Below are 22,060 nucleotides of genomic sequence, written 5' to 3'. Positions count from 1 at the left end.
GCTCCTCGCTAAGTCTGTTGATAGATCTGGTAGATCCGCGCTTTTAAAAAGCAGGGGCAGGATACAGCACGGGAAATGACAAACAGACTTTTATATCCATTTGTTTCGACGAATGGGATTGTATAGACAGGTTTGTGAGGGCGGTGCGGTAGGAGCTGCCGCAGGCTGCGATCTTTTGATCTTGCTTGAAAATCAAAAGATCTCAGCCTCGTTACACTCGACAGCTCCTACAGGGGAGGTGTTACTGGCAGACCTTGGCGATCGCCTCGGCCAGCAGATCCAGGCGCGTCGCATCGATGCCCGCCACGTTCGCCCGGCCGGTGCCGACCATGTACACACTGTGATGATCGCGCAGCTGCCTGACCTGCTCCGGCGTCAATCCGGTGTAGGAAAACATCCCGCGCTGCACGCCGATGTGCGCAAAACGCTCGCTCAAACCGTAGGGCTCCAGTGCTTCCAGCAGGCCGTTGCGCAGTTGGGCAATGCGCAACCGCATGGCTTCCACCTCGTCGCTCCAGAGGTTTTTCAGTTCTGGATCGCCAAGGATGGTCGCCACCACCGCGGCACCGTGGTCGGGCGGCGTCGACCACAGGTTGCGGGCGATGTTGGCCAGTTGGCTGCGAATATCCAGCAGCTTGTCAGCGGTTTTCGCGCAGACGATCAGCGCGCCGGTGCGGTCGCGGTACAGACCGAAATTCTTCGAGCAAGAGCTGGTGATCAACACTTCCGGCAATTCGGCGGCGAACAGCCGGGTCGACCAGGCATCCTGTTCCAGGCCATCGCCAAAGCCCTGGTAGGCGAAGTCGATCAGCGGCAGCAACTCACGTCGACGCACCACCTCCAGCACCCGGTGCCAGTCGTCATGGGTCAGATCGAAGCCGGTCGGGTTGTGGCAGCAGGCGTGCAGCAGCACCACATCGCCCTTGGGGACCTCATTGAGCACCGCGAGCATAGCCTCGACGTCGAGACGATTGTCGCTGCCCACGTACGGGTAGTGACTGACCTTGACCCCGGCCGTGGCGAAAATGGTTTCGTGGATCGGCCAGGTCGGGTTGCTCAACCACACGCCACGGCCCGGCAGGCATTGGGCGATGAAGTCCGCGCTCAAGCGCAACGCACCGGTGCCCCCCGGGGTCTGGGTGGCGCCGGCACGGTGGTCGCGGATCAGTTTCGAGTCGGCACCGAGCACCAGCTCATTGATGACTTTGCCGAACGCCGGTTCGCCGTGGCCGCCAATGTAGGTCTTGGTGGCTTGACGATCCACCAGGCGCGCTTCGGCCAGTTTCACCGACTGCAATATCGGTGTCAGGCCAAGGGCATCCTTGTAGACACCCACGCCCAGGTCGAATTTGCGCGGGTTCGGATCCTGCGCAAAGGCCTCCATCAGGCCGAGGATCGGGTCGCCGGGCACCCGGCCGATGGCGTCGAAATGCATTATTTGCGGCCCTCGGCGTCCTTGGCCACTTCGTCCGTGCGCGCGGCCATGATGAAGTCGTTGCGGTGCAGGCCCTTGATCGAGTGGCTCCACCAGGTCACGGTGACTTTGCCCCACTCGGTCAGCAGGCCCGGGTGGTGACCTTCGGCCTCGGAGATTTCGCCGACGGCGTTGGTGAACGCCAGGGCATGCTTGAAGTTTTTGAACAGGAAGACTTTTTCCAGTTGCATGATGCCGTCGCGGACTTCGATGTTCCAGTCAGGGATCTGCTTGATCAGGATCGGCAGTTCTTCGTCGCTGACTTGTGGGGCGTCGGCGCGGCAGGCTTCGCAATGGGCTTGGTTCAATGTGGACATGATGAATTCCTGGAATCGAAAAAATGGAAATCGGTCGTCATGCATCTGGATGAAGAGCGCTCACGTTAAAGCAAAGCGCGGTTTTCACACAGACACACTTGATCGTAAAAGCAGCGGTTCAGGCGGCTTTTGGTTTTGGCGGAAATTTCGGCGCGTGCAAACCCATCTGCATCGCTTGCTTGACCATGCCCATGATGTCTTCGTGGGCCAGGTCGAACAGGCGCTTGAGGTCCGGCAAGACAAAATACAGGGGCTGCAAAATGTCGATGCGGTACGGGGTGCGCATGCATTCCAGAGGATCGAACGCCTGATGCTCCGGCTCGTCCGACAGGCAGTACACGGTTTCCTTCGGTGAGGAGAGGATGCCGCCACCGTAGATGCGCTGGCCTTGCGGCGTATCGAGCAGGCCGAACTCAATGGTCATCCAGTACAGGCGCGCCAGGTACACGCGCTCTTCCTTGGACGCCTGCAGGCCAAGTTTGCCGTAGGTGTGGGTGAATTCGGCGAACCAGGGGTTGGTCAGCAACGGACAGTGGCCGAAGATCTCGTGGAAAATGTCCGGCTCTTGCAGGTAATCCAGCTCTTCGCGGGTGCGAATAAAGGTCGCTACTGGAAACTGCTTGCTGGCGAGCAATTCGAAAAAGGTCTGGAAGGGGATCAGCGCCGGAACGCGGGCGACTTGCCAGCCGGTGGTTTCACCGAGGACCTTGTTGATCTCGCCCAGTTGCGGAATGCGGTCGTGGGGCAGGCCGAGTTTTTCGATACCGTCCAGGTATTCCTGGCACGCACGCCCTTCGATCACTTTCAGTTGGCGAGTGATCAGCGTGTTCCACACCGCGTGTTCTTCAGCGGTGTAGTCGATAAAACCTTGCGCATCGGGCTCGCGAGCCACGTATTGCGTCTGCTTCATGCTGCTCTCCTGCTAAGGGATTCGTTCTTGTTATGTCCTGCTATGGAGCTAGGAATACCTCAAGGATTGCGCCGTTGCAGCAGGGGGTTGCGCTGCTGCGCAAGTAAAAACGCCGAATATCGTAAAATTTTCGTTACGGATTAACCTTTGATGCGCAGGTATTGAGCTTTGCGGGTTTGAAAAGCGTCGTGCCTGTCACATAATCTTGACGACTATATCGGCGCCACAGCAGAAATTTTCCCTGTAGGCCCTGTTATTCCCTTGTGGGAGCGGGCTTGCTCGCGAAGACGGCTTGTCAGTCGACATCTGTGTTGCATGGCACACCGCATTCGCGAGCAAGCCCGCTCCCACAGGGGCAGCATCAACCTCACTCAGCGTTTTATCGGGCCTTTCTATGCGTATCAAAGTCCACTGCCAGAACCGCATCGGCATCCTGCGCGACATTCTCAACCTGTTGGTGGAGTACGGCATCAACGTCGCTCGTGGTGAGGTGGGCGGTGAGCATGGCAACGCGATCTACCTGCACTGCCCGAACCTGATCAACATTCAATTCCAGGCGCTGCGTCCGAAATTCGAGGCGATAGCCGGGGTCTTCGGCGTCAAGCGCGTAGGGCTGATGCCCAGCGAGCGTCGGCACATGGAACTCAATGCCTTGCTCGGCGCCCTGGAGTTTCCGGTGCTGTCGATCGACATGGGCGGGTCCATCGTCGCGGCCAACCGCGCGGCGGCGCAGTTGCTGGGGGTGCGGGTCGATGAAGTGCCGGGGATTCCGCTGTCGCGCTACGCCGAAGATTTCGACTTGCCGGAGCTGGTCCGCGCCAACAAATCGCGGATCAACGGCATGCGCGTCAAGGTCAAGGGTGATGTCTTCCTGGCGGACATCGCGCCGCTGCAATCGGAGCATGACGACAGCGAAGCCATGGCCGGTGCCGTGCTGACGCTGCACCGCGCCGACCGGGTCGGGGAGCGCATCTACAACGTGCGCAAACAGGAGCTGCGTGGTTTTGACAGCATCTTCCAAAGTTCCAAAGTGATGGCTGCCGTGGTGCGCGAAGCGCGGCGCATGGCGCCACTCGATGCGCCACTGTTAATAGAAGGTGAAACCGGCACCGGCAAGGAGTTGTTGGCCCGCGCCTGCCATTTGGCCAGCCCGCGCGGGCAATCGCCGTTGATGGCGCTCAATTGCGCCGGCCTGCCGGAATCCATGGCCGAGACCGAACTGTTCGGCTACGGCCCCGGTGCCTTTGAAGGGGCCCGGGCCGAGGGCAAGCTCGGGCTGCTGGAGCTGACGGCGGGCGGTACGCTGTTTCTCGATGGTGTCGGCGAAATGAGCCCGCGCTTGCAGGTGAAATTGCTGCGCTTCCTGCAGGATGGCTGCTTCCGCCGTGTCGGCAGCGATGAGGAGGTCTACCTCGATGTGCGGGTGATCTGCGCGACCCAGGTCGACTTGTCCGAGTTGTGCGCGCGCGGCGAGTTTCGCCAGGACCTGTATCACCGCTTGAACGTGCTGTCGCTGCACATCCCGCCGCTGCGCGAATGCCTCGACGGGTTGCCGCCGCTGGTTGAGCATTTCCTCGACCAGGCCAGCCGGCAAATCGGTTGCCCGCTGCCCAGGCTGGCGCCGGCGGCCATGGACCGGCTCAGCCATTACCATTGGCCGGGCAATGTCCGGCAACTGGAAAACGTATTGTTCCAGGCGGTTTCCCTGTGCGACGGCGGGACGGTCAAGGCCGAGCACATTCGCCTGCCGGACTACGGCGTGCGTCAGCCGCTGGGGGACTTTTCGCTGGAGGGCGGGCTGGACGAGATCGTCGGGCGCTTCGAGAAAGCGGTGTTGGAGCGGTTGTATTCCGAGCATCCGAGCAGCCGGCAACTGGGCAAGCGGCTGGGGGTTTCGCATACCACCATTGCCAATAAATTGCGTGAGTATGAAGTGGGCAAGACTGAGTCTTAGCTGGCTCTTGTTGTGATGGTGGTGGCCTCTTCGCGAGCAAGCCCGCTCCCACAGTTGAACGCGCGCCTCCTGTGGGAACGGGCTTGCTCGCGAAGGCGCCAGTACCGTCAACACAAGACCAGGGGTTGCCGCGAAGCGGCATGACACCGCCGGTTTTTCGTCTCCGATCCATTCCCCCCAATCCGCTCAAAAACCCTCAAGTCCTTTGTTTGCCGGGCTTCGCGCCGCCGAAATCAAGTTGGTCTGCAAATTGCTTATCGCTCATCAGTACAGCAGTGGGCGGCAAACGTCCGGCAGGCAGAGGAAAGAGTGTGGACAAGTACCTTTATGTGGCAATGACCGGCGCCAGCCAGAATGCACTGGCGCAGAAGGCTCATGCCAACAACCTGGCGAACATCTCTACCAACGGCTTCCAGAAAGACCTGGAGCAGGCGCGTTCGATGCCGGTGTTCGGTGACAGCTTTCCGGCGCGTGCGTTTGCCATGTCCGAACGCCCGGCCACCGACTTCTCCCCGGGCTCGCTGGTCGAAACCGGCCGCGACCTCGATGTCGCCGTGCAAGGCAACGGCTGGCTGGCGGTGCAGAACCCCGATGGCGGTGAAAGCTACGTGCGCACCGGCAGCCTGGTGGTCGATGCCCTGGGCGTGCTGCGCGCCGGCAACGGCATGCCGGTGATCGGCAATGGCGGACCGATCGCCGTGCCGCCCGAGCAGCAGATCGAAGTCGGCGAGGACGGCACCATCAGCATCCGTGCGATGGGCGAAGGTCCTCGCGTGATGGCGGAAGTGGACCGCATCAAACTGGTCAACCCGGACATCAAGAACATGACCAAGGGCCTGGACGGTTCGATCCACACCAAGGACGGCCAGCCGGCGCAAGCCGATGCCAACGTCAAGCTGGTGTCCGGTTTCCTTGAGTCGAGCAACGTCAATGCCGTGGACGAAATGACCTCGGTGCTGGCCTTGTCCAAGCAGTTCGAGCTGCACATCAAGATGATGAACACCGCCAAAGAAGACGACCAGGCCATGGCTCGGGTCTTGCAGATCAGCTAATTACCAGAACGTCGCGCCGTAAAACAGGCGCACGAGGAGAATCGAATGCTTCCGGCTCTATGGGTTGCCAAAACCGGTCTGTCCGCCCAGGACACCAACCTGACCACCATTTCCAACAACCTGGCCAACGTGTCGACCACGGGTTTCAAACGTGACCGCGCCGAGTTCCAGGACCTGCTCTACCAGATCAAGCGTCAGCCAGGCGCCCAGTCGACCCAGGACAGCGAACTGCCGTCGGGCCTGCAACTGGGTACTGGTGTGCGCATCGTCGGCACCCAGAAAAACTTCAACGCCGGCAGCCTGCAAACCACCGAACAGCCGCTGGACATGGCCATCGACGGTCGCGGTTTCTTCCAGATCCTGCAACCGGACGGCACCACCTCCTATACCCGTGACGGCACGTTCCACCTCGATTCCAATGGCCAGATCGTCAACGCCAGCGGTTTCGCCCTGGAGCCGGCCATCGTCATCCCGAACGAAGCCCAGACGTTTACCGTCGGCCGTGACGGCACCGTGTCCATCACTGTGAACGGCAACCCGGCTCCCCAGGTGATCGGCAACCTGCAAACCGCCGACTTCATCAACCCGGCCGGCTTGCAGGCCGTGGGCAACAACCTGTTCCTGGAAACCGCCGCCAGCGGTGCGCCGCAAGTCGGCACCCCGGGCCTGGCCGGTTTTGGCACCACGCTGCAGAACACCCTGGAAACCTCCAACGTCAGCACCGTTGAAGAGATGGTCAACATGATCACCACTCAGCGTGCCTACGAGATGAACTCCAAGGTGATCTCCACCGCCGACCAGATGCTCTCGTTCGTAACGCAGAATCTGTAATCAAGTCCAAGAGGCGGCCATGAGGTCGCCTGCAACACCGTGAGGTAGGGTCATGAAACGCTTCGTCTCTGTTCTGGCACTGAGTGGGATCACCGCGCTCGCAGGCTGCGTGCCTGTGACGCCCAAGCCCAATGACCCTTACTACGCCCCGGTGTTGCCGCGCACGCCGTTGCCGGCTGCCGCGAACAACGGCTCGATCTACCAGGCCGGGTTCGAACAAAATCTGTACTCGGACCGCAAGGCGTTCCGGGTGGGCGACATCATCACCATCACCCTGAACGAAAAGACCCAGGCCAGCAAAAACGCCAACTCGCAAGTGGCGAAGAACAGCAAGACCGGCATCGGCCTGAGTTCGTTGTTCGGTAGCAGCGCCACCACCAACAATCCGTTCGGCAGTGGCGACCTGAGCCTGAGCGCCAGCTACGAAGGCGACCGCGCGACCAAGGGCGACAGCAAGGCCGGGCAGGGCAACAGCCTGACCGGCTCGATCACCGTGACGGTCGCCGACGTCCTGCCCAACGGCATCATCTCCGTGCGCGGCGAGAAGTGGCTGACCCTCAACACCGGTGACGAACTGGTGCGGATTGCCGGCCTGGTGCGCGCCGATGACATCGCCACCGACAACACCGTGTCGTCGACCCGTGTCGCCGATGCGCGCATCACCTACTCGGGTACCGGCTCGTTTGCCGATGCGAGTCAGCCAGGCTGGTTCGACCGTTTCTTCCTCAGCCCGCTGTTCCCTTTCTAGGTGGCTACGTTGAATTTCAGAAGTCTCATCGTTGCTGCCCTGATGCTGTCGGCAGCCTTCAACGTTCAAGCCGAGCGGCTGAAGGACATCGCCAGCATTTCCGGCGTGCGTTCCAACCAATTGATCGGCTACGGCCTGGTGGTCGGGCTTAACGGTACTGGCGACCAGACGACCCAGACCCCGTTCACCCTGCAAACTTTCAACAACATGCTCTCGCAGTTCGGCATCAAGGTGCCGCCGGGATCGGGCAACGTGCAGTTGAAGAACGTCGCGGCGGTGTCGATCAGTGCCGATCTGCCAGCGTTCGCCAAGCCGGGGCAGCAGGTCGACATCACCGTCTCGTCCATCGGTAACTCCAAGAGCCTGCGCGGCGGCACGTTGCTGCTGACGCCGCTCAAGGGTATCGACGGCAACGTCTACGCGGTGGCCCAGGGCAACCTGGTGGTCGGCGGTTTCGATGCCGAAGGGCGTGACGGTTCCAAGATCACGGTCAACGTTCCGTCGGCCGGCCGCATCCCCGGCGGTGCGTCGGTCGAGCGCTCGGTGCCGAGCGGTTTCAACCAGGGCAACAGCCTGACCCTGAACCTCAACCGTTCCGATTTCACCACGGCCAAGCGTGTGGTCGACAAGATCAACGACATGCTCGGCCCTGGCGTGGCCCAGGCCATCGATGGCGGTTCGATTCGCGTCACTGCGCCGCTGGACCCAAGCCAGCGTGTCGACTACCTGTCGATCCTCGAAAACCTCGAAATCGATCCGGGCCAGGCGGTGGCGAAAGTCATCATCAACTCCCGCACCGGCACCATCGTGATCGGGCAGAACGTCAAGGTGTCCCCGGCCGCCGTCACCCACGGCAGCCTGACCGTGACCATCACCGAAGACCCGATCGTCAGTCAGCCCGGCCCTCTGTCCAATGGCCAGACGGCGGTCGTGCCGCGCTCGCGGGTCAATGCCCAGCAGGAAGCCAAGCCGATGTTCAAGTTCGGCCCGGGCACCACCCTCGACGAAATCGTGCGTGCGGTGAACCAGGTCGGCGCGGCGCCGGGTGACTTGATGGCCATCCTCGAAGCGCTGAAACAGGCCGGCGCCTTGCAAGCCGACCTGATCGTGATCTAAAGGACGGCGACCATGGATATGTACAAGAGCGGTCGGGTGAGCAGCAGCGATTCGGGTGCGTTTTCCGACCTGAACCGGCTCAATCAGCTGAAGGTCGGCGACAAGAACAGCGACGCGAACATGCGCAAGGTTGCGCAGGAGTTCGAGTCGTTGTTCCTTGGCGAGATGCTCAAGTCCATGCGCTCGGCCACCGAAGCGCTGGGCAAGGACAATCCGATGAACACCGCGGAGGCCAAGCAATACCAGGAAATGTACGACCAGCAGCTGGCCGTTTCCATGTCCCGCGAGGGCGGCGGTATTGGCCTGGCGGATGTGCTGATGCGGCAGATGTCGAAGAACAAACCGCTGGCGCCGGGTGAGGCGGCGACCTTGTCGGCCGCCAAGCAGGAAGCCGCGAAAGCCGCCGCGCAAACGCCGGTCGCCGCGGGTACTGCGGCAACCAACGGGCCGCTGTCGCGGGTCAATGGCGAGCGTCCGTTGTGGGCTTCGCGCTCGCTCAGCGCGCCGGCAGGCGAGGGCGCGCATCGCAATGACATGGCGCTGATCAATCAGCGTCGGCTGGCCTTGCCGCCGAAACTTGCCGATCGCTTGCTGGCCGGCCTGGTGCCCTCCGCGACGACGTCCGCGGCGGCCACCGTGGCAACCCAACAGACTCAACTGCCGGAGCGCGTCACCACGACCGGCTCGGGCCCGCTGTTCAACGGCGACTGGCTGGCCAATGCGCAAAATGCCGCCAGCGGTGGCCTGCAGATCCACGGTCGCGCCATCGCCCAGATTCCCCTGGCGCCGGCGAAGAAAGCCTTCGGTTCCGCCGACGAATTCGTCAACACCATGCTGCCGATGGCCAAGGAGGCCGCCGACCGCATCGGTGTCGATCCGCGTTACCTGGTGGCCCAGGCCGCGCTGGAAACCGGATGGGGCAAATCGGTCATGCGTGCCCAGGATGGCAGCAGCAGCCACAACCTGTTCGGCATCAAGACCGGCAGCAGCTGGAAGGGCGATTCGGCGCGGGCGATCACCAGCGAATTCAGGAATGGCGAGATGGTCAAGGAGACGGCGGAGTTCCGTTCCTACGATTCCTACAAGGACAGTTTTCATGATCTGGTCACGCTGCTGCAATCCAACAATCGCTATCAAGATGTCGTGAAGTCGGCCGATAACCCAGAACAGTTTGTACGCGAGTTGCAAAAGGCCGGTTACGCCACCGACCCGAACTACGCAAGCAAGATTTCGCAGATAGCCCGGCAGATGACGAGTTATCAGAACTACGCCGCGGCGGGCGCCTCCACGACGCCTTTATAGACACAAGGTATAAGGTCTGAACCATGAGTTTGCTCAACATCGGAATGTCGGGTCTGTCCGCTAGCCACGCCTCGTTGGTGACTACCGGTAATAACATTTCCAACGTCGATACCGTCGGGTACTCGCGCCAACAAACTGTGCAGAACAGTAAAAGTTCTATTCAGTACGGCAATGTGTTCATCGGCACCGGCACCACGCTGGCCGATGTGCGTCGGGTGTACAACAGCTACCTCGATGCACAGTTGCAGACCACCACGTCGCTCAACAGCGATGCGCAGGCGTATCTGGGGCAGGCCACCCAGGTCGACAAGCTGCTGTCCGACAGCGGCACCGGCGTGACCAAATCATTGCAGGCGTTCTTCACGTCCTTGCAGACCCTGGCCGGCAACTCCAACGATTCCGCCGCGCGTCAGGCGTTGCTGACCAATGCCCAGGGCCTGAGCAGTCGCTTCAATTCGATTTCCCAGCAATTGAACCAGCAGAACAACTACATCAACGACCAGCTGGGCTCGATGGCCGACCAGGTCAACAAACTCGCCTCGACCGTGGCGGCGTACAACAAGAAAATCGCCGAAGTCGGCAGTTCCGGTGGCACGCCCAACGAACTGCTGGACCAGCGTAACGAAACCGTCCGCCAGCTCAACGAGCTGATCGGCACCCAGGTCACCGAAACCGAAGGCCGGCTCGATATCTACCTGGGCAGTGGCCAGCCGCTGGTGGTTGGCAATGTCGTCAACACATTGCGCGTGGCCCCGGACCCGGTCGATCCGACCCGCTCCTCGATCATCCTGGATCGCAATGGCTCGTCGATCGACATCACCAACGTGATGAGCGGTGGCGAGATGGGCGGACTGGTGCGTTATCGCAACGACGTGCTGACGCCTGCGGTCAACGGCCTGGGGCGCATCGCCATGGTCGTGGCTGATCAGGTCAACAAACAATTGGGCCAGGGCCTGGACCAGAACGGCAATTTCGGCGCGGCACTGTTCAACAACATCAACAGCCTGGCAGCCATCAGCCAGCGCAGCATTGCCAATGGCAACAACGACCCGGCGTCCGGCAACCTGAACGTCACCATCAACGACACCAGCAAGTTGATGGCCAGCGATTATGAAGTGACCGTCACGGCGACCGGCTACAACGTGCGTCGCCTGTCGGACAACACCGACATGGGCAACTTCGCGTTCGCCACGCCGCCCGCTGCACAACCGGTCATTGACGGTTTCAGCCTGAGCATCAACGCCGGTACGGTCGCTGCCGGCGATACGTTCAAGATTACCCCGACCCGCAGCGCTGCCGCGGACATGGCCACGGTGATGACCGACGCCAAGACCCTGGCCACGTCGGCGCCGCTGACCTCCACCAAGGCCTCGGGCAATGACGGCACCGGCGCGGTCAGCCAGCCGAGCCTGAGCACCGTGCTGGACATCTACGATCCGGTCCAGCGCCTGGAAGTGCAAACCGCGGTCAAGGCGTCGATGCCGGTGCGCATGCTGATGACCAGCGCGACCGCCTATGAAGTGTTCGATGCCAAGGGCAACAGCATCGGCACTGGCAGCATCGTGCCTGGCCAGAACAATGACCTGAGCATCAACGTGCCTTACACCGATGCCGGTGGCGCCGCCAAATCCTTCAAAGTGGCGATGACCGTCAGCGGCAGCCCGGCGTCGGGTGACAGCTTCAACATCGGCATGACCGACGCCAGCAGTACCGACAACCGCAATGCCCAGGCGTTGCTCGCCTTGCAATCGAAGGCCACGGTCGGCGCCACGTCCACCAATCCGGGTGTGAGCTTTACCGATGCCTACGGCGGTCTGGTCACGACTGTCGGCTCCCTGACCAGGCAGGGCCAGCTGGATGCCACGGCCACCGACACCATCGTGACCGGTGCCCGCAACGCCCGTGACTCGCTGTCGGGCGTCGACCTCGATGAAGAGGCAGGTAACCTGACCAAGTATCAGCAGTACTACACGGCCTCTTCGCAGATCATCAAGACTGCGCAGGAAATTTTCAGCACCCTGATCAATGCCCTTTAAGGAGCCGTAGAACATGCGCATTTCTACCGCACAGTATTACGCGACGACGGCTGCCAACTATTCTCGCAACCTCAACAATGTGATGAAGACGGCCGAGCAGGCCAGCAGCAACCTTAAGGTCACGACGGCCGCTGATGATCCGGTCGGTGCCGCCCGCTTGCTGCAACTGGATCAGCAAAAAGCCATGTTGGGTCAGTACACCACCAACATCAACGCGTTGAACACTGCCCAGGCGCAGGAAGAAAGCGTGCTGGACAGCATCAACAACACGTTGCAGAAAGTCAGTGAGCTGGCCGTGCGCGCCGGTGGCGGTTCGTTGAACGACGATGACCGTAAATCCATTGCGTCCGAGCTCAAGCAAGCGGAAGAACAATTGCTGAGCCTGATGAACAGCAAGGACGCCAACGGCAAATACATTTTCTCCGGCGCCAGCAACAACACTCAGCCTTTTGTAAAAAACAGCGACGGCACCTACAGCTATCAGGGTGATCAAACTCAGCTGCAACTGAAGATCGGTGACTCGATGTCGCTGGGTCTGAACGACACCGGTTGGGATGTTTTCCAGCAGGCGATCAACGCGGCCCGCAGTTCGACCACAATGACATTGCCGGTCGTCGATGACGGGCGCGTGGCCTTGTCGCCAGGTCTGGTGAGCTCAGGCCCGGCATTCGATGCGAATTTTCGTGGCGGCGAGCCTTACACGTTGGCATTCACCAGCAGCACTCAGTTCAAGATCACGGATGCCGCCGGCAACGACAGGACGGCCGAGGCGACCGGGGGTGGCGTGTTTGACCCGAATGCCAAGGGTGGCTCCGATATCAACTTCCGCGGCGTGACCTTCAAGCTGGATATTACATTCAAGTCCACAGATACGCCTGCGGACTCGGCCAGTGCTGACGCCGTGATCGCCGGTCACAGTTTTCAGCTGTCGGCCAAACCGGACAGCTTCGTCAGCAACCGTGCGCCGGGCAACCTATCGACGGCTATCATCAGCCAGACGACAGTGACCAACGCCGCCGATTACCAGAGCTTTTTCCCGGAAGGCGGTGCGGTCCTGAAGTTCACGGGGCCAGGAGCCTTCGAGCTGTATGCGCGTCCGTTGACCAGCACCAGTACACCGGTGACCACCGGGACCGTGGTGGCTGGCGTGGCGACGGCAGCCGGTGTCAGCTTTACCCTGGGCGGCACACCGCCGACGCCAGTGGCAGGTGATCAGTTCGATATCGCGGTCAATACCCACCAGACCCAGAACGTGCTCGATACCATCAGCCAGCTGCGTTCGGCACTTGATGCGCCGACCGATGGCAATCCGGCTGCACAGCGTTTTCTATCAGACTCGATTGCTTCCTCCATCGCCAACCTGAACAACTCCAAGAACCAGGTCGACCTGGCGCGTGGCGCGATCGGCGCCCGGGGTAACGTGATGGATATGCAGCGTGACCAGAATACGAGCACCGGACTGATCAACGAGTCGACCACCAGCGGTATCAGAGATATCGACCCTGCAGAAGTGCTGACGCGCCTGACCCTGCAACAGACCATGCTGCAGGCCGCGCAACTGGCGTTCGCCAAGGTGTCCCAGCTGAGCCTGTTCAACAAGCTTTGAGTCGGTCCTGACCGCTCGCGGCCAGTCCCTGTCACAGGGGACTGGCTTTTTTTTTACATTTTTTTGGCTGGGAATCCCGCAGGACGGGGCGGAATCCGGACCACAAAATCAAATAAACCCTCGATCTCTGAGTGACCCGTCAGTCAAAACGCGCATCTTCACTGTATCCTGTCTGCGGGCGGTGAAGGTGGCGGGCTGTTCAAGGCGTTTCTTGAAGCCCGACGTTGCCTCCTTTGGGGGCCGGGCCCCGACTGTAGACGCCCTCGATTCAGCGAGCGGCGATGTTCAGCTGTTTATTATTGGGAAGCCATAATGATTGGCATAAAAAATATAGCGAGTTACGTGCCGACCGCCGGGGTTGATAACTACGCCCAGGGTGCAAAGTTCGACAAGGACGAAACCTTCATCCTTGGCAAGATCGGTTCGGCGTTTTTGCCGCGCATGGATGCCGCTCAGGAAACTTCCGATCTGTGTGTCGAAGCCGCCAATGCGCTGTTCGCCGCCAGTCCCGAACTCAAGCGTGAATCCATCGACTGCCTGATCGTCGTCACCCAGAACGGTGATGAAGAAGGCTTGCCGCACACCTCTGCCATCGTGCAGGACAAGCTGGGCCTGCCGACCCATGTGGCCGCTTTCGATATTTCCCTGGGCTGTTCCGGTTACGTCTACGGCCTGTACGCGATCAAGGGCTTCATGGAAGCAGCAGGGCTGAAAAACGGCCTGCTGATCACCGCCGATCCCTACTCGAAGATCGTCGATCCGGAAGACCGCAACACCACCATGCTGTTCGGCGATGCCGCCACCGCGACCTGGATGGGTGAAAACGCGGTCTGGCAACTGGGCAAGTCGAAGTTCGGCACCGACGGTTCCGGCGCCCCGCACCTGAAAGTCACCGACGGCGTGTTCTTCATGAACGGTCGCCAGGTCTTCAACTTTGCCTTGCTCAAAGTCCCGGCGCATTTGCATGAGCTGCTGGACGAATCGAATCTGCAGGCCAGCGACATCAATGCCTTCTGCATTCACCAAGGCAGTGCGGCGATCGTCGATGCCGTGGCGCGCCGTTTCGAAGAGGGCGAGCCGGAGAAATTCGTCAAGGACATGCTCGAAACCGGCAACACAGTGTCGTCGAGCATTCCGCTGTTGTTGCAGAACCACGTGTTCGATTCGAAGTGGACGCGTGTGGCCATCAGCGGCTTCGGCGTAGGTCTGTCCTGGGGCTCGGCGATTCTCTATCGCGGCTGATCCAGCCGAACGCAGCCGTAAATAAAACGCCCGGAAACGAAAGTTTCCGGGCGTTTTTCGTTTTCCTGGCGCCGACTTTCTGGCTCTAAAGCCTTGAATATAAAGGGCTGGCACCCTGCCACTAAAAAATTCAAAAAAACCCCTCAAGCAAACGGGTCCCACGACGATAACTATTACGTAGGTTCTCTAGGCCAAACCCGACGGATGTCAGGGCCGGAAGCCGAAGTATCCATCCAACGAGGATTTCGTCATGGCTTTAACAGTAAACACCAACCTTGCTTCCTTGACCGTTCAGAACAACCTGAACAAAGCTTCCGGCAACCTGCAGACTTCGATGCAGCGCCTGTCCTCCGGCCTGCGCATCAACAGCGCTAAAGACGACGCCGCTGGCCTGCAGATTTCCAACCGTCTGACCAGCCAGATCAACGGCCTGGGTGCAGCGATCAAGAACGCCGGTGACGGTATCTCCATCGCGCAAACTGCTGAAGGCGCAATGCAGGAATCCACCAACATCCTGCAGAAAATGCGTACCCTGGCCCTGGCTTCCGCCAACGGCTCGCCAAGCGATGACGACCGTAAGTCGAACAACGCTGAATACGCTGCTCTGACTGCCGAACTGACCCGTATCTCCACCACCACTACTTTCGGTGGTCGTAACCTGCTGGACGGTTCCTTCGGTACTACCCAGTTCCAGGTCGGCGCCAACTCCAACCAGACCATCAACATGACTCTGGGTGACGTTTCGGCTAACAACATCGGTTCCCAGCAGCTGAAAAGCCTGGCAATCGCACCAAGCGCAACCGGCCTGACGCCTGGCGGCGCGGTAACTCTGGTTGGTGGCGGTCAATCCGGCGGTTTCACCGTTGCAGCAGGTTCTTCGGCCAAGACCATCGCTTCGCAGATCAACACTGCAGCCATCGGTGGCGTGACCGCGACTGCCAGCACTGAAGCCAAGTTCTTTGTAGACAACGCTGCCATCCTGGCAACCGCAGCTCCATCGAACGCCAACTTCGAAATCAACGTAGGTGGCGTGGCTGGTGTTGGCGGTACTACCGTGAAGATGGTTGGTGTGACCACCACCGCTGAACTGGCAGACCAACTGAAATCCAACGCCGCCAAACTGGGCATCAGCGTTAACTACGATGCCAAGGCCGGTACCCTGTCGGTTAAATCCGACACTGGCGAGAACATCGCGCTGAACAATGGTGACGCTGGCGCAATCGCTGGTATCAAAATTGCCGCCAAAGACGGTGCCGGTAACTTCGGCGCTGGCGTAGCTGCCGCTGCAACCGTTATTCAAGCGACGGGTGCTGTTTCCCTGAACTCCGCCAACAGCTACTCCATGAGCGGTCCAGGTGTAACGGGTCTGTTCGGTGCCGGTGCTACTGCCAGCTCGGCTAAAACCACTGTTGCCAACACTGACGTGACCACTGCAGCCAACGCTCAGAACGCCATCGACGTGATCAGCCAGGCAATCTCGGCTATCGACTCCCAGCGTGCTGACCTCGGTGCGGTACAAAACCGTTTCGACAGCACCGTGGCCAACCTGCGCTCCATCTCGGACAACTCCACTTCTGCTCGTGGTGTGATCCAGGACGTTGACTTCGCCGCTGAAACCGCTCAGCTGACCAAGCAGCAAACCCTGCAACAGGCTTCCACCGCGATCCTGTCCCAGGCTAACCAGCTGCCATCGGCTGTACTGAAGCTGCTGGGTTGATTCCGGCGCTCGGTAACTGACGGAAGGGCGCGTTTACGCGCCCTTTTGTTATTTTCATGATCAGGAGATTAGGCATGGACATGAGCGTCAAGTTGAACCAGTCCTATCCCGCCGTTGCCCCTCAGGGCGTAACGCCAAATGTCAGCACAAAACCGGAGCAGCCCAAGGTTGAATCGGTGAAGGCTTCGGACGCCGAGCCAAAACGTGACGAGCTGCAAAAGGCGGTCACCGATATTCAGGAATTCGTCCAGGCGGCACAACGCAATCTGGATTTTTCCATTGATGATTCCACTGGCCGTGTCGTGGTCAAGGTCATCGCCACCGAAACGGGCCTGGTGATTCGTCAGATCCCGTCGGAAGCTGCACTAAAACTGGCCCAGAGCCTGTCGGACGCCAGTAGTTTGTTGTTTGACGACAAAGTCTGAACTGGCATGAATTTTGTTGCTGTCGCTGATTAAGATGATTGTGGTCAAGAAAACGACAGCCACCGGATAAGGAGAGAGATGATGGCGGGTACAACGGTCAGCGGTATTGGTTCAAACATCGATACCCAGGCGATTGTGAAGTCTTTGGTGGACTCCGAGAGAGCGCCAAAACAGACGCAAATCAACAATCAGACGCTGAAAGCAACCACCTCGCTGTCGTCTATCGGCAAAATCCAGGCAGCGCTGGATGCCTTCCGTGGCGCGTTGGACAATATGAAGACTAACTCCAGCTTCAGTGGGCTGAGCGGGACGTCTTCCGATGAAAAGGTTGCCACCGTGACCACCGGTAACGGTGCGGCGGCGGGCAATTTCTCGTTGTTGGTCACTCAGTTGGCAACGGCATCGAAAATTGCCACCAAGGTCTTTACCGATGGCGCTTCTTCGGTAGTCAATGCCAGTGCGGCACCGACCACGCTGAGCATCAAGCAGGGAAGCGACACTTACGATGTCAGCATTCCTGCCGGCGCGACACTGCAGCAGGTCCGCGACTCGATCAACTCCCAATACGCGAACCAGGGCCTGAGCGCTAACATCCTGACCGACGCCAACGGCTCCCGGATGGTGCTGACGTCCAGTAAAACCGGTGTCGGTTCGGAACTGACGCTCGCGGGCAACTCCGGTCTGGAAACGGGCACATCGGTTCTCACAACGCCGCAGAACGCCAAGTACAAGATCGATGGCGTGGTGGAGATGGAGTCCAAGAGCAACACCATCAACGACGCGGTGAGCGGGATCACCCTCAAGCTGACAGGCGTTTCTCCGGTTCCTTCCGGGGGCGGTGCGGCGACTCCAGCCACGATCACCGTATCGGCCAACTCAGCGACGCTCAAGTCATCGGTCAAGGGCTTTGTCGACACTTACAACGCACTGATCAAGGCTGCCAACGCCGAGACTCAGGTCACTACCAACGCCGATGGTACGATGACGGCGGGTGCGCTTACGGGCGACGCTTCCCTGCGTTCGCTGCTCTCTTCGGTACGTACCGAGTTGAACGCCTTGGGCGGCACCGGTCAGATGAAGTCCCTCGCCCAGTTCGGTGTCCAGACTGACCAGAAGACCGGGTTGCTGTCGATCAACGACAAAGTATTTGATGCTGCGGCACTGACCAATGCGGCCGACATTAACGGGATTTTTTCGGGTGACACCGGTCTGCTTGCGCGCATGAAGTCCGCCACCGACACCTTCGCGCAAAAAACTACCGGGGTTTTCGCAGCGCGTTCGGCGAGCTTGAGCGACAGCCTGACGGACCTGAAAAAACAGCAGGACACTCTGGATGCACGGATGGTCAGCCTGCAAACCAGCCTGACCGCCAAATACACCGCGATGGACTCCCTGGTCGCCAGGCTGCGCGCGCAGAGCGACAGCATCATGACCACGCTCAACGCGCTGAACAATCCGAAGTCGGACTGATCCGCATCAGGCATAAAAAACCCAGGCAGTCTGTCATGACGTGCCTGGGTTTTTTCATTGGTGGAGTGCCTGCGTTAAAGTTATGTGTCGATCAGTCGACATAAAGATCAGAGCCCACCTAATTCAAGCTGTTGTCTGTCACGAGGTAGAAACATGAACCCCATGAGAGCCCTTCGCCAATACCAGAAGGTCAATTCCCATGCTCAGATCTCTGAAGCCAACCCCCATCGCCTGGTGCAGATGCTGATGGAAGGCGGGCTGGATCGCATGGCCCAGGCCAAGGGTGCACTGGAGCGGGGTGACACCGCACTCAAAGGGTTGATGTTGGGCAAGGCGGTGGACATCATCATCGGTCTTCGCGACGGCTTGAATCCGGAAAAGACCGAAGATCCGGCGTCGCTGCAGCAGCTCGACAATCTCTACGCCTACATGATGACGCGCCTGATGGAAGCCAATCGCGATAACAACGCAGCCATCATCGACGAAATTTCAGGTTTGCTCGAAACCCTGAAAAGCGGTTGGGATGCAATTGCCAATCAATAGGCCCCAGAGCCTGAGGATGACGTCATGAGTCAAGCACTGCGGCGAATTGAAGAGACCCGCGAGGCGTTGGTCGATGCCCTGGCGGCGCGCAACTGGGATGCGATTGGCGAACTGGATACGACCTGTCGCGAGTGCGTCGACGAGGTGCTCAGTGAGGCGCCGATCGACGAGGAGGCGGTCCGGGCTAATCTTGAAGGGCTGCTGGCCGTCTATAAGGAGCTGCTGACCGCGACGATGGGGGAACGCCAGGCGATCGTCGACGAGATGTCGCAGATCAACCAAGCACAAAAGGCGTCAAAGGTTTACCATCTGTTTGGTTAATTGACGCCAGTTAATCCAAACATAGTGCGCCATAAATTTGACTGTGCACGGTTTTTTGACTTAACTAGTGGCTGGTTCCAGATTTCAGTCGTCTTCAGGCATAACCTGCCTGCAAGCGTTTAGCTTGCCCCAGCATTTTGGGCATTGTGTTGACTAGGGAAGTTGCGATTGCATGTGGCGTGAAACCAAAATTCTGCTGATCGATGACGATAGCGTCCGCCGCCGCGACCTGGCGGTGATTTTAAATTTTCTCGGCGAAGAAAATTTACCCTGCGGTAGCCACGACTGGCAGCAGGCTGTCGGCTCTTTGTCGTCTAGTCGCGAAGTGATCTGTGTCCTCATCGGGACGGTCAATGCTCCTGGCGCGCTTCTGGGCTTGCTAAAGACACTCTCAACCTGGGATGAGTTCCTTCCGGTTTTGCTAATGGGCGATAATTCTTCCATTGACCTGCCGGAAGACCAGCGTCGCCGGGTGCTTTCGACCCTCGAAATGCCGCCCAGCTACAGCAAGCTGCTCGACTCCCTGCACCGTGCCCAGGTCTACCGCGAAATGTACGACCAGGCCCGTGAGCGCGGCCGGCATCGCGAACCCAATCTTTTCCGCAGCCTTGTCGGCACCAGCCGTGCGATCCAGCATGTGCGCCAGATGATGCAGCAAGTCGCCGACACCGACGCCAGCGTGCTGATCCTCGGCGAGTCCGGCACCGGCAAGGAAGTGGTCGCGCGTAACCTGCACTACCATTCCAAGCGCCGTGAAGCGCCGTTCGTGCCCGTCAACTGCGGGGCGATTCCGGCGGAACTGCTGGAAAGCGAATTGTTCGGTCACGAGAAGGGCGCCTTCACCGGGGCGATCACCAGTCGCGCCGGGCGTTTCGAACTGGCCAACGGCGGCACCCTGTTCCTCGATGAAATCGGCGACATGCCGCTGCCGATGCAGGTCAAGCTGCTGCGGGTCCTGCAGGAACGCACCTTCGAACGCGTGGGCAGCAACAAGACCCAGAGCGTCGATGTGCGGATCATTGCGGCCACCCACAAGAATCTCGAAAGCATGATCGAGATCGGCACGTTCCGCGAAGACCTGTACTACCGCCTCAACGTGTTCCCGATCGAGATGGCGCCACTGCGCGAGCGTGTCGAGGACATTCCGCTGCTGATGAACGAGCTGATCTCGCGCATGGAGCACGAGAAGCGCGGTTCGATCCGTTTCAACTCCGCGGCCATCATGTCGCTGTGCCGCCACGGCTGGCCCGGCAACGTCCGCGAGCTGGCGAACCTGGTGGAGCGCATGGCGATCATGCATCCGTACGGGGTGATCGGCGTGGTCGAGTTGCCGAAGAAATTCCGCTACGTCGATGACGAAGACGAGCAAATGGTCGACAGCCTGCGCAGCGATCTTGAAGAGCGGGTGGCCATCAACGGCCATACCCCGGACTTCAGCGCCTCCGCCATGCTGCCACCCGAAGGCCTGGACCTGAAGGACTACCTCGGCGGTCTGGAGCAGGGCTTGATTCAGCAAGCGCTGGACGATGCCAATGGCATCGTGGCGCGCGCTGCCGAACGGCTGCGCATCCGTCGTACCACGCTGGTGGAAAAGATGCGCAAGTACGGCATGAGCCGCCGTGACGGCGATGAACAGGCGGATGATTGACGCCTGTTTTTCAAGCGCCTCATTTATAAGCGGTTTTTTTTAGGCACGGGTATTGCTACATCCCTCGCAACGTTCCGTTTCACTGACGGTCAGCCAAGCGAGAGAGCACGATGCCCCAAGCCGCCCAGATGTCTCCTGCTCCAGATGCCTTGGGGGATGCCCCGGGGCAACCATCGTCCGTAGAGCAGGCAAGCCGGCTTGGCCTTGAGCAGGCATTCGCGCTGTTCAACCAGATGTCGAGCCAACTCACCAGTTCCTACAGCATGCTCGAAGCCCGGGTCACCGAGCTCAAGGGTGAGCTGGCCGTGGTCAGCGCCCAGCGCATGCAGGAACTGGCGGAAAAAGAACGCCTGGCCAACCGTCTGCAAAACCTGCTCGACCTGTTGCCTGGCGGCGTGATCGTCATCGACGCCCAGGGCATTGTGCGTGAAGCCAACCCGGCGGCCTGTGAGCTGCTCGGCCTGCCGCTCGAAGGCGAGCTGTGGCGTCATGTCATCGCCCGCTGTTTTGCGCCGCGCGAAGACGACGGCCATGAAATTTCCCTCAAGGATGGTCGGCGCCTGTCGATTGCCACGCGTTCGCTGGATGCCGAACCGGGCCAGTTGGTGCTGCTCAATGACCTGACTGAAACCCGTCACCTGCAAGATCAGCTGGCCCGTCACGAACGCCTGTCGTCCCTGGGGCGCATGGTGGCGTCGCTGGCGCATCAGATCCGCACGCCGTTGTCCGCCGCCTTGCTCTACGCCAGTCATTTGACTGAGCAGGAACTGCCGGTCGAGACCCAGCAGCGCTTCGCCGGGCGCCTCAAGGAGCGTTTGCACGAGCTGGAGCACCAGGTGCGCGACATGCTGGTGTTCGCCCGGGGCGAATTGCCGTTGACCGACCGCATCACGCCCGGACAGTTGCTGCAATCGCTGCAAGCGGCGGCCCTGACCCATGTGCAGGACCTGCCCATCCGCTGGCAGTGCGACAGCCATGCCGGCGAATTGCTGTGCAACCGCGACACCCTGGTCGGGGCGCTCCTCAATCTGATCGAAAATGCCATCCAGGCCAGTGCCGGCGACGTGCGCCTGAAGGTTCATCTGTATGCCCGCGATAACCACCTGCGTGTGTGCGTCAGCGACAGCGGCAGCGGGATCGACAGTGTCGTGCAGGCGCGCCTGGGCGAACCCTTTTTTACCACCAAGGCCACCGGCACGGGTCTGGGCCTGACCGTGGTCAAGGCGGTGGCCCGCGCTCATCAGGGAGAATTGCGGCTGCGCTCGCGGCTGGGTCGCGGCACGTGCGCGCAAGTGATCCTGCCGCTGTTTTCCGATGAAAGATGCACCATCCAGGGAGCGGAGTGAAC

19 protein-coding genes are annotated in these 22,060 nt (G+C 60.1%); 16 read left to right on the top strand and 3 right to left on the bottom strand.

Features of this window, described 5'->3' with window-relative positions; all coding sequences use genetic code 11:
• Positions 1–241: 241 nt before the first annotated feature.
• The 3 genes from F8N66_RS25570 to phhA all read right to left on the bottom strand — a co-directional run bounded on the left by F8N66_RS25570 (position 242) and on the right by phhA (position 2,701).
• On the bottom strand, positions 242–1,435 hold the full coding sequence (locus F8N66_RS25570; RefSeq protein ID WP_150772792.1) for an amino acid aminotransferase: 1,194 nt from the start codon (positions 1,433–1,435) through the stop codon (positions 242–244).
• Positions 1,435–1,791, bottom strand: coding sequence for a 4a-hydroxytetrahydrobiopterin dehydratase (locus tag F8N66_RS25565; RefSeq protein WP_084320536.1), 357 nt, complete (start codon positions 1,789–1,791; stop codon positions 1,435–1,437). The genes F8N66_RS25570 and F8N66_RS25565 overlap by 1 nt, the downstream gene beginning before the upstream one ends.
• A 118-nt stretch (positions 1,792–1,909) precedes the next feature.
• Entirely contained in the window at positions 1,910–2,701 is a 792-nt protein-coding gene (gene phhA, locus F8N66_RS25560; protein ID WP_150772791.1) for a phenylalanine 4-monooxygenase, read from the bottom strand.
• A gap of 394 nt (positions 2,702–3,095) precedes the next feature.
• Here phhA and F8N66_RS25550 point away from each other — a divergent pair, with 394 nt between their 5' ends.
• From F8N66_RS25550 to F8N66_RS25475, 16 genes are all read left to right on the top strand, one after another.
• A complete protein-coding gene (locus F8N66_RS25550) occupies positions 3,096–4,655 on the top strand; it encodes a sigma-54-dependent transcriptional regulator (RefSeq protein ID WP_150772790.1) in 1,560 nt (519 codons plus the stop codon).
• 311 nt (positions 4,656–4,966) lie between these two features.
• Complete coding sequence (locus F8N66_RS25545) at positions 4,967–5,707, top strand: flagellar basal body rod protein FlgF (RefSeq protein WP_077045755.1); 741 nt, start codon at positions 4,967–4,969, stop codon at positions 5,705–5,707.
• Positions 5,708–5,752: 45 nt separating this feature from the next.
• Positions 5,753–6,538: a flagellar basal-body rod protein FlgG gene (flgG, locus tag F8N66_RS25540; RefSeq protein ID WP_150772789.1), complete on the top strand. Its 786-nt coding sequence runs from the start codon at positions 5,753–5,755 to the stop codon at positions 6,536–6,538.
• Positions 6,539–6,590: 52 nt separating this feature from the next.
• Positions 6,591–7,286, top strand: a complete 696-nt coding sequence (gene flgH, locus F8N66_RS25535; protein ID WP_150772788.1) for a flagellar basal body L-ring protein FlgH — start codon at positions 6,591–6,593, stop codon at positions 7,284–7,286.
• Between the two features lie 42 nt (positions 7,287–7,328).
• Positions 7,329–8,402, top strand: a complete 1,074-nt coding sequence (locus F8N66_RS25530; protein ID WP_191623057.1) for a flagellar basal body P-ring protein FlgI — start codon at positions 7,329–7,331, stop codon at positions 8,400–8,402.
• Positions 8,403–8,414: 12 nt separating this feature from the next.
• The gene (gene flgJ / locus F8N66_RS25525; RefSeq protein WP_150772786.1) at positions 8,415–9,704 is read left to right on the top strand and encodes a flagellar assembly peptidoglycan hydrolase FlgJ; all 1,290 of its coding nucleotides are present in this window, start codon (positions 8,415–8,417) and stop codon (positions 9,702–9,704) included.
• Positions 9,705–9,727: 23 nt separating this feature from the next.
• Positions 9,728–11,740 carry a flagellar hook-associated protein FlgK gene (gene flgK / locus F8N66_RS25520; protein ID WP_150772785.1) on the top strand — a complete coding sequence of 671 codons (2,013 nt, stop codon included), beginning with the start codon at positions 9,728–9,730 and terminating at the stop codon, positions 11,738–11,740.
• A gap of 13 nt (positions 11,741–11,753) precedes the next feature.
• On the top strand, positions 11,754–13,346 hold the full coding sequence (locus tag F8N66_RS25515; protein ID WP_150772784.1) for a flagellar hook-associated protein 3: 1,593 nt from the start codon (positions 11,754–11,756) through the stop codon (positions 13,344–13,346).
• Positions 13,347–13,658: 312 nt separating this feature from the next.
• Complete coding sequence (locus F8N66_RS25510) at positions 13,659–14,588, top strand: ketoacyl-ACP synthase III (protein ID WP_150772783.1); 930 nt, start codon at positions 13,659–13,661, stop codon at positions 14,586–14,588.
• A gap of 250 nt (positions 14,589–14,838) precedes the next feature.
• Positions 14,839–16,305, top strand: coding sequence for a flagellin (locus F8N66_RS25505; RefSeq protein ID WP_150772782.1), 1,467 nt, complete (start codon positions 14,839–14,841; stop codon positions 16,303–16,305).
• A gap of 74 nt (positions 16,306–16,379) precedes the next feature.
• Positions 16,380–16,730 carry a flagellar protein FlaG gene (locus F8N66_RS25500; RefSeq protein ID WP_150772781.1) on the top strand — a complete coding sequence of 117 codons (351 nt, stop codon included), beginning with the start codon at positions 16,380–16,382 and terminating at the stop codon, positions 16,728–16,730.
• Positions 16,731–16,811: 81 nt separating this feature from the next.
• On the top strand, positions 16,812–18,200 hold the full coding sequence (fliD, locus tag F8N66_RS25495; protein ID WP_150772780.1) for a flagellar filament capping protein FliD: 1,389 nt from the start codon (positions 16,812–16,814) through the stop codon (positions 18,198–18,200).
• 153 nt (positions 18,201–18,353) lie between these two features.
• Positions 18,354–18,743, top strand: a complete 390-nt coding sequence (gene fliS, locus F8N66_RS25490) for a flagellar export chaperone FliS (RefSeq protein WP_150772779.1) — start codon at positions 18,354–18,356, stop codon at positions 18,741–18,743.
• Between the two features lie 24 nt (positions 18,744–18,767).
• Complete coding sequence (fliT, locus tag F8N66_RS25485; protein ID WP_150772778.1) at positions 18,768–19,064, top strand: flagellar protein FliT; 297 nt, start codon at positions 18,768–18,770, stop codon at positions 19,062–19,064.
• A 172-nt stretch (positions 19,065–19,236) separates the two neighbouring features.
• On the top strand, positions 19,237–20,712 hold the full coding sequence (locus tag F8N66_RS25480) for a sigma-54 dependent transcriptional regulator (protein WP_150772777.1): 1,476 nt from the start codon (positions 19,237–19,239) through the stop codon (positions 20,710–20,712).
• A gap of 128 nt (positions 20,713–20,840) precedes the next feature.
• Positions 20,841–22,058 carry a sensor histidine kinase gene (locus F8N66_RS25475; RefSeq protein WP_412070757.1) on the top strand — a complete coding sequence of 406 codons (1,218 nt, stop codon included), beginning with the start codon at positions 20,841–20,843 and terminating at the stop codon, positions 22,056–22,058.
• The last annotated feature ends 2 nt before the right edge of the window (positions 22,059–22,060 follow it).

The organism is Pseudomonas fluorescens (assembly GCF_902498195.1).
Classification (GTDB): domain Bacteria; phylum Pseudomonadota; class Gammaproteobacteria; order Pseudomonadales; family Pseudomonadaceae; genus Aquipseudomonas; species Aquipseudomonas fluorescens_BU.
This window is presented reverse-complemented; position numbering and strand designations above follow the sequence as displayed.

Bases quoted from the DNA above. Each gene is read 5' to 3' on its own strand.
- F8N66_RS25570 (WP_150772792.1), bottom strand. From the start codon at position 1,435: ATGCATTTCGACGCCATCGGCCGGGTGCCCGGCGACCCGATCCTCGGC.
- F8N66_RS25565 (WP_084320536.1), bottom strand. From the start codon at position 1,791: ATGTCCACATTGAACCAAGCCCATTGCGAAGCCTGCCGCGCCGACGCC.
- phhA (WP_150772791.1), bottom strand. From the start codon at position 2,701: ATGAAGCAGACGCAATACGTGGCTCGCGAGCCCGATGCGCAAGGTTTT.
- F8N66_RS25550 (WP_150772790.1), top strand. From the start codon at position 3,096: ATGCGTATCAAAGTCCACTGCCAGAACCGCATCGGCATCCTGCGCGAC.
- flgG (WP_150772789.1), top strand. From the start codon at position 5,753: ATGCTTCCGGCTCTATGGGTTGCCAAAACCGGTCTGTCCGCCCAGGAC.
- flgH (WP_150772788.1), top strand. From the start codon at position 6,591: ATGAAACGCTTCGTCTCTGTTCTGGCACTGAGTGGGATCACCGCGCTC.
- F8N66_RS25530 (WP_191623057.1), top strand. From the start codon at position 7,329: ATGCTGTCGGCAGCCTTCAACGTTCAAGCCGAGCGGCTGAAGGACATC.
- flgJ (WP_150772786.1), top strand. From the start codon at position 8,415: ATGGATATGTACAAGAGCGGTCGGGTGAGCAGCAGCGATTCGGGTGCG.
- flgK (WP_150772785.1), top strand. From the start codon at position 9,728: ATGAGTTTGCTCAACATCGGAATGTCGGGTCTGTCCGCTAGCCACGCC.
- F8N66_RS25515 (WP_150772784.1), top strand. From the start codon at position 11,754: ATGCGCATTTCTACCGCACAGTATTACGCGACGACGGCTGCCAACTAT.
- F8N66_RS25510 (WP_150772783.1), top strand. From the start codon at position 13,659: ATGATTGGCATAAAAAATATAGCGAGTTACGTGCCGACCGCCGGGGTT.
- F8N66_RS25505 (WP_150772782.1), top strand. From the start codon at position 14,839: ATGGCTTTAACAGTAAACACCAACCTTGCTTCCTTGACCGTTCAGAAC.
- F8N66_RS25500 (WP_150772781.1), top strand. From the start codon at position 16,380: ATGGACATGAGCGTCAAGTTGAACCAGTCCTATCCCGCCGTTGCCCCT.
- fliD (WP_150772780.1), top strand. From the start codon at position 16,812: ATGGCGGGTACAACGGTCAGCGGTATTGGTTCAAACATCGATACCCAG.
- fliS (WP_150772779.1), top strand. From the start codon at position 18,354: ATGAACCCCATGAGAGCCCTTCGCCAATACCAGAAGGTCAATTCCCAT.
- fliT (WP_150772778.1), top strand. From the start codon at position 18,768: ATGAGTCAAGCACTGCGGCGAATTGAAGAGACCCGCGAGGCGTTGGTC.
- F8N66_RS25480 (WP_150772777.1), top strand. From the start codon at position 19,237: ATGTGGCGTGAAACCAAAATTCTGCTGATCGATGACGATAGCGTCCGC.
- F8N66_RS25475 (WP_412070757.1), top strand. From the start codon at position 20,841: ATGTCTCCTGCTCCAGATGCCTTGGGGGATGCCCCGGGGCAACCATCG.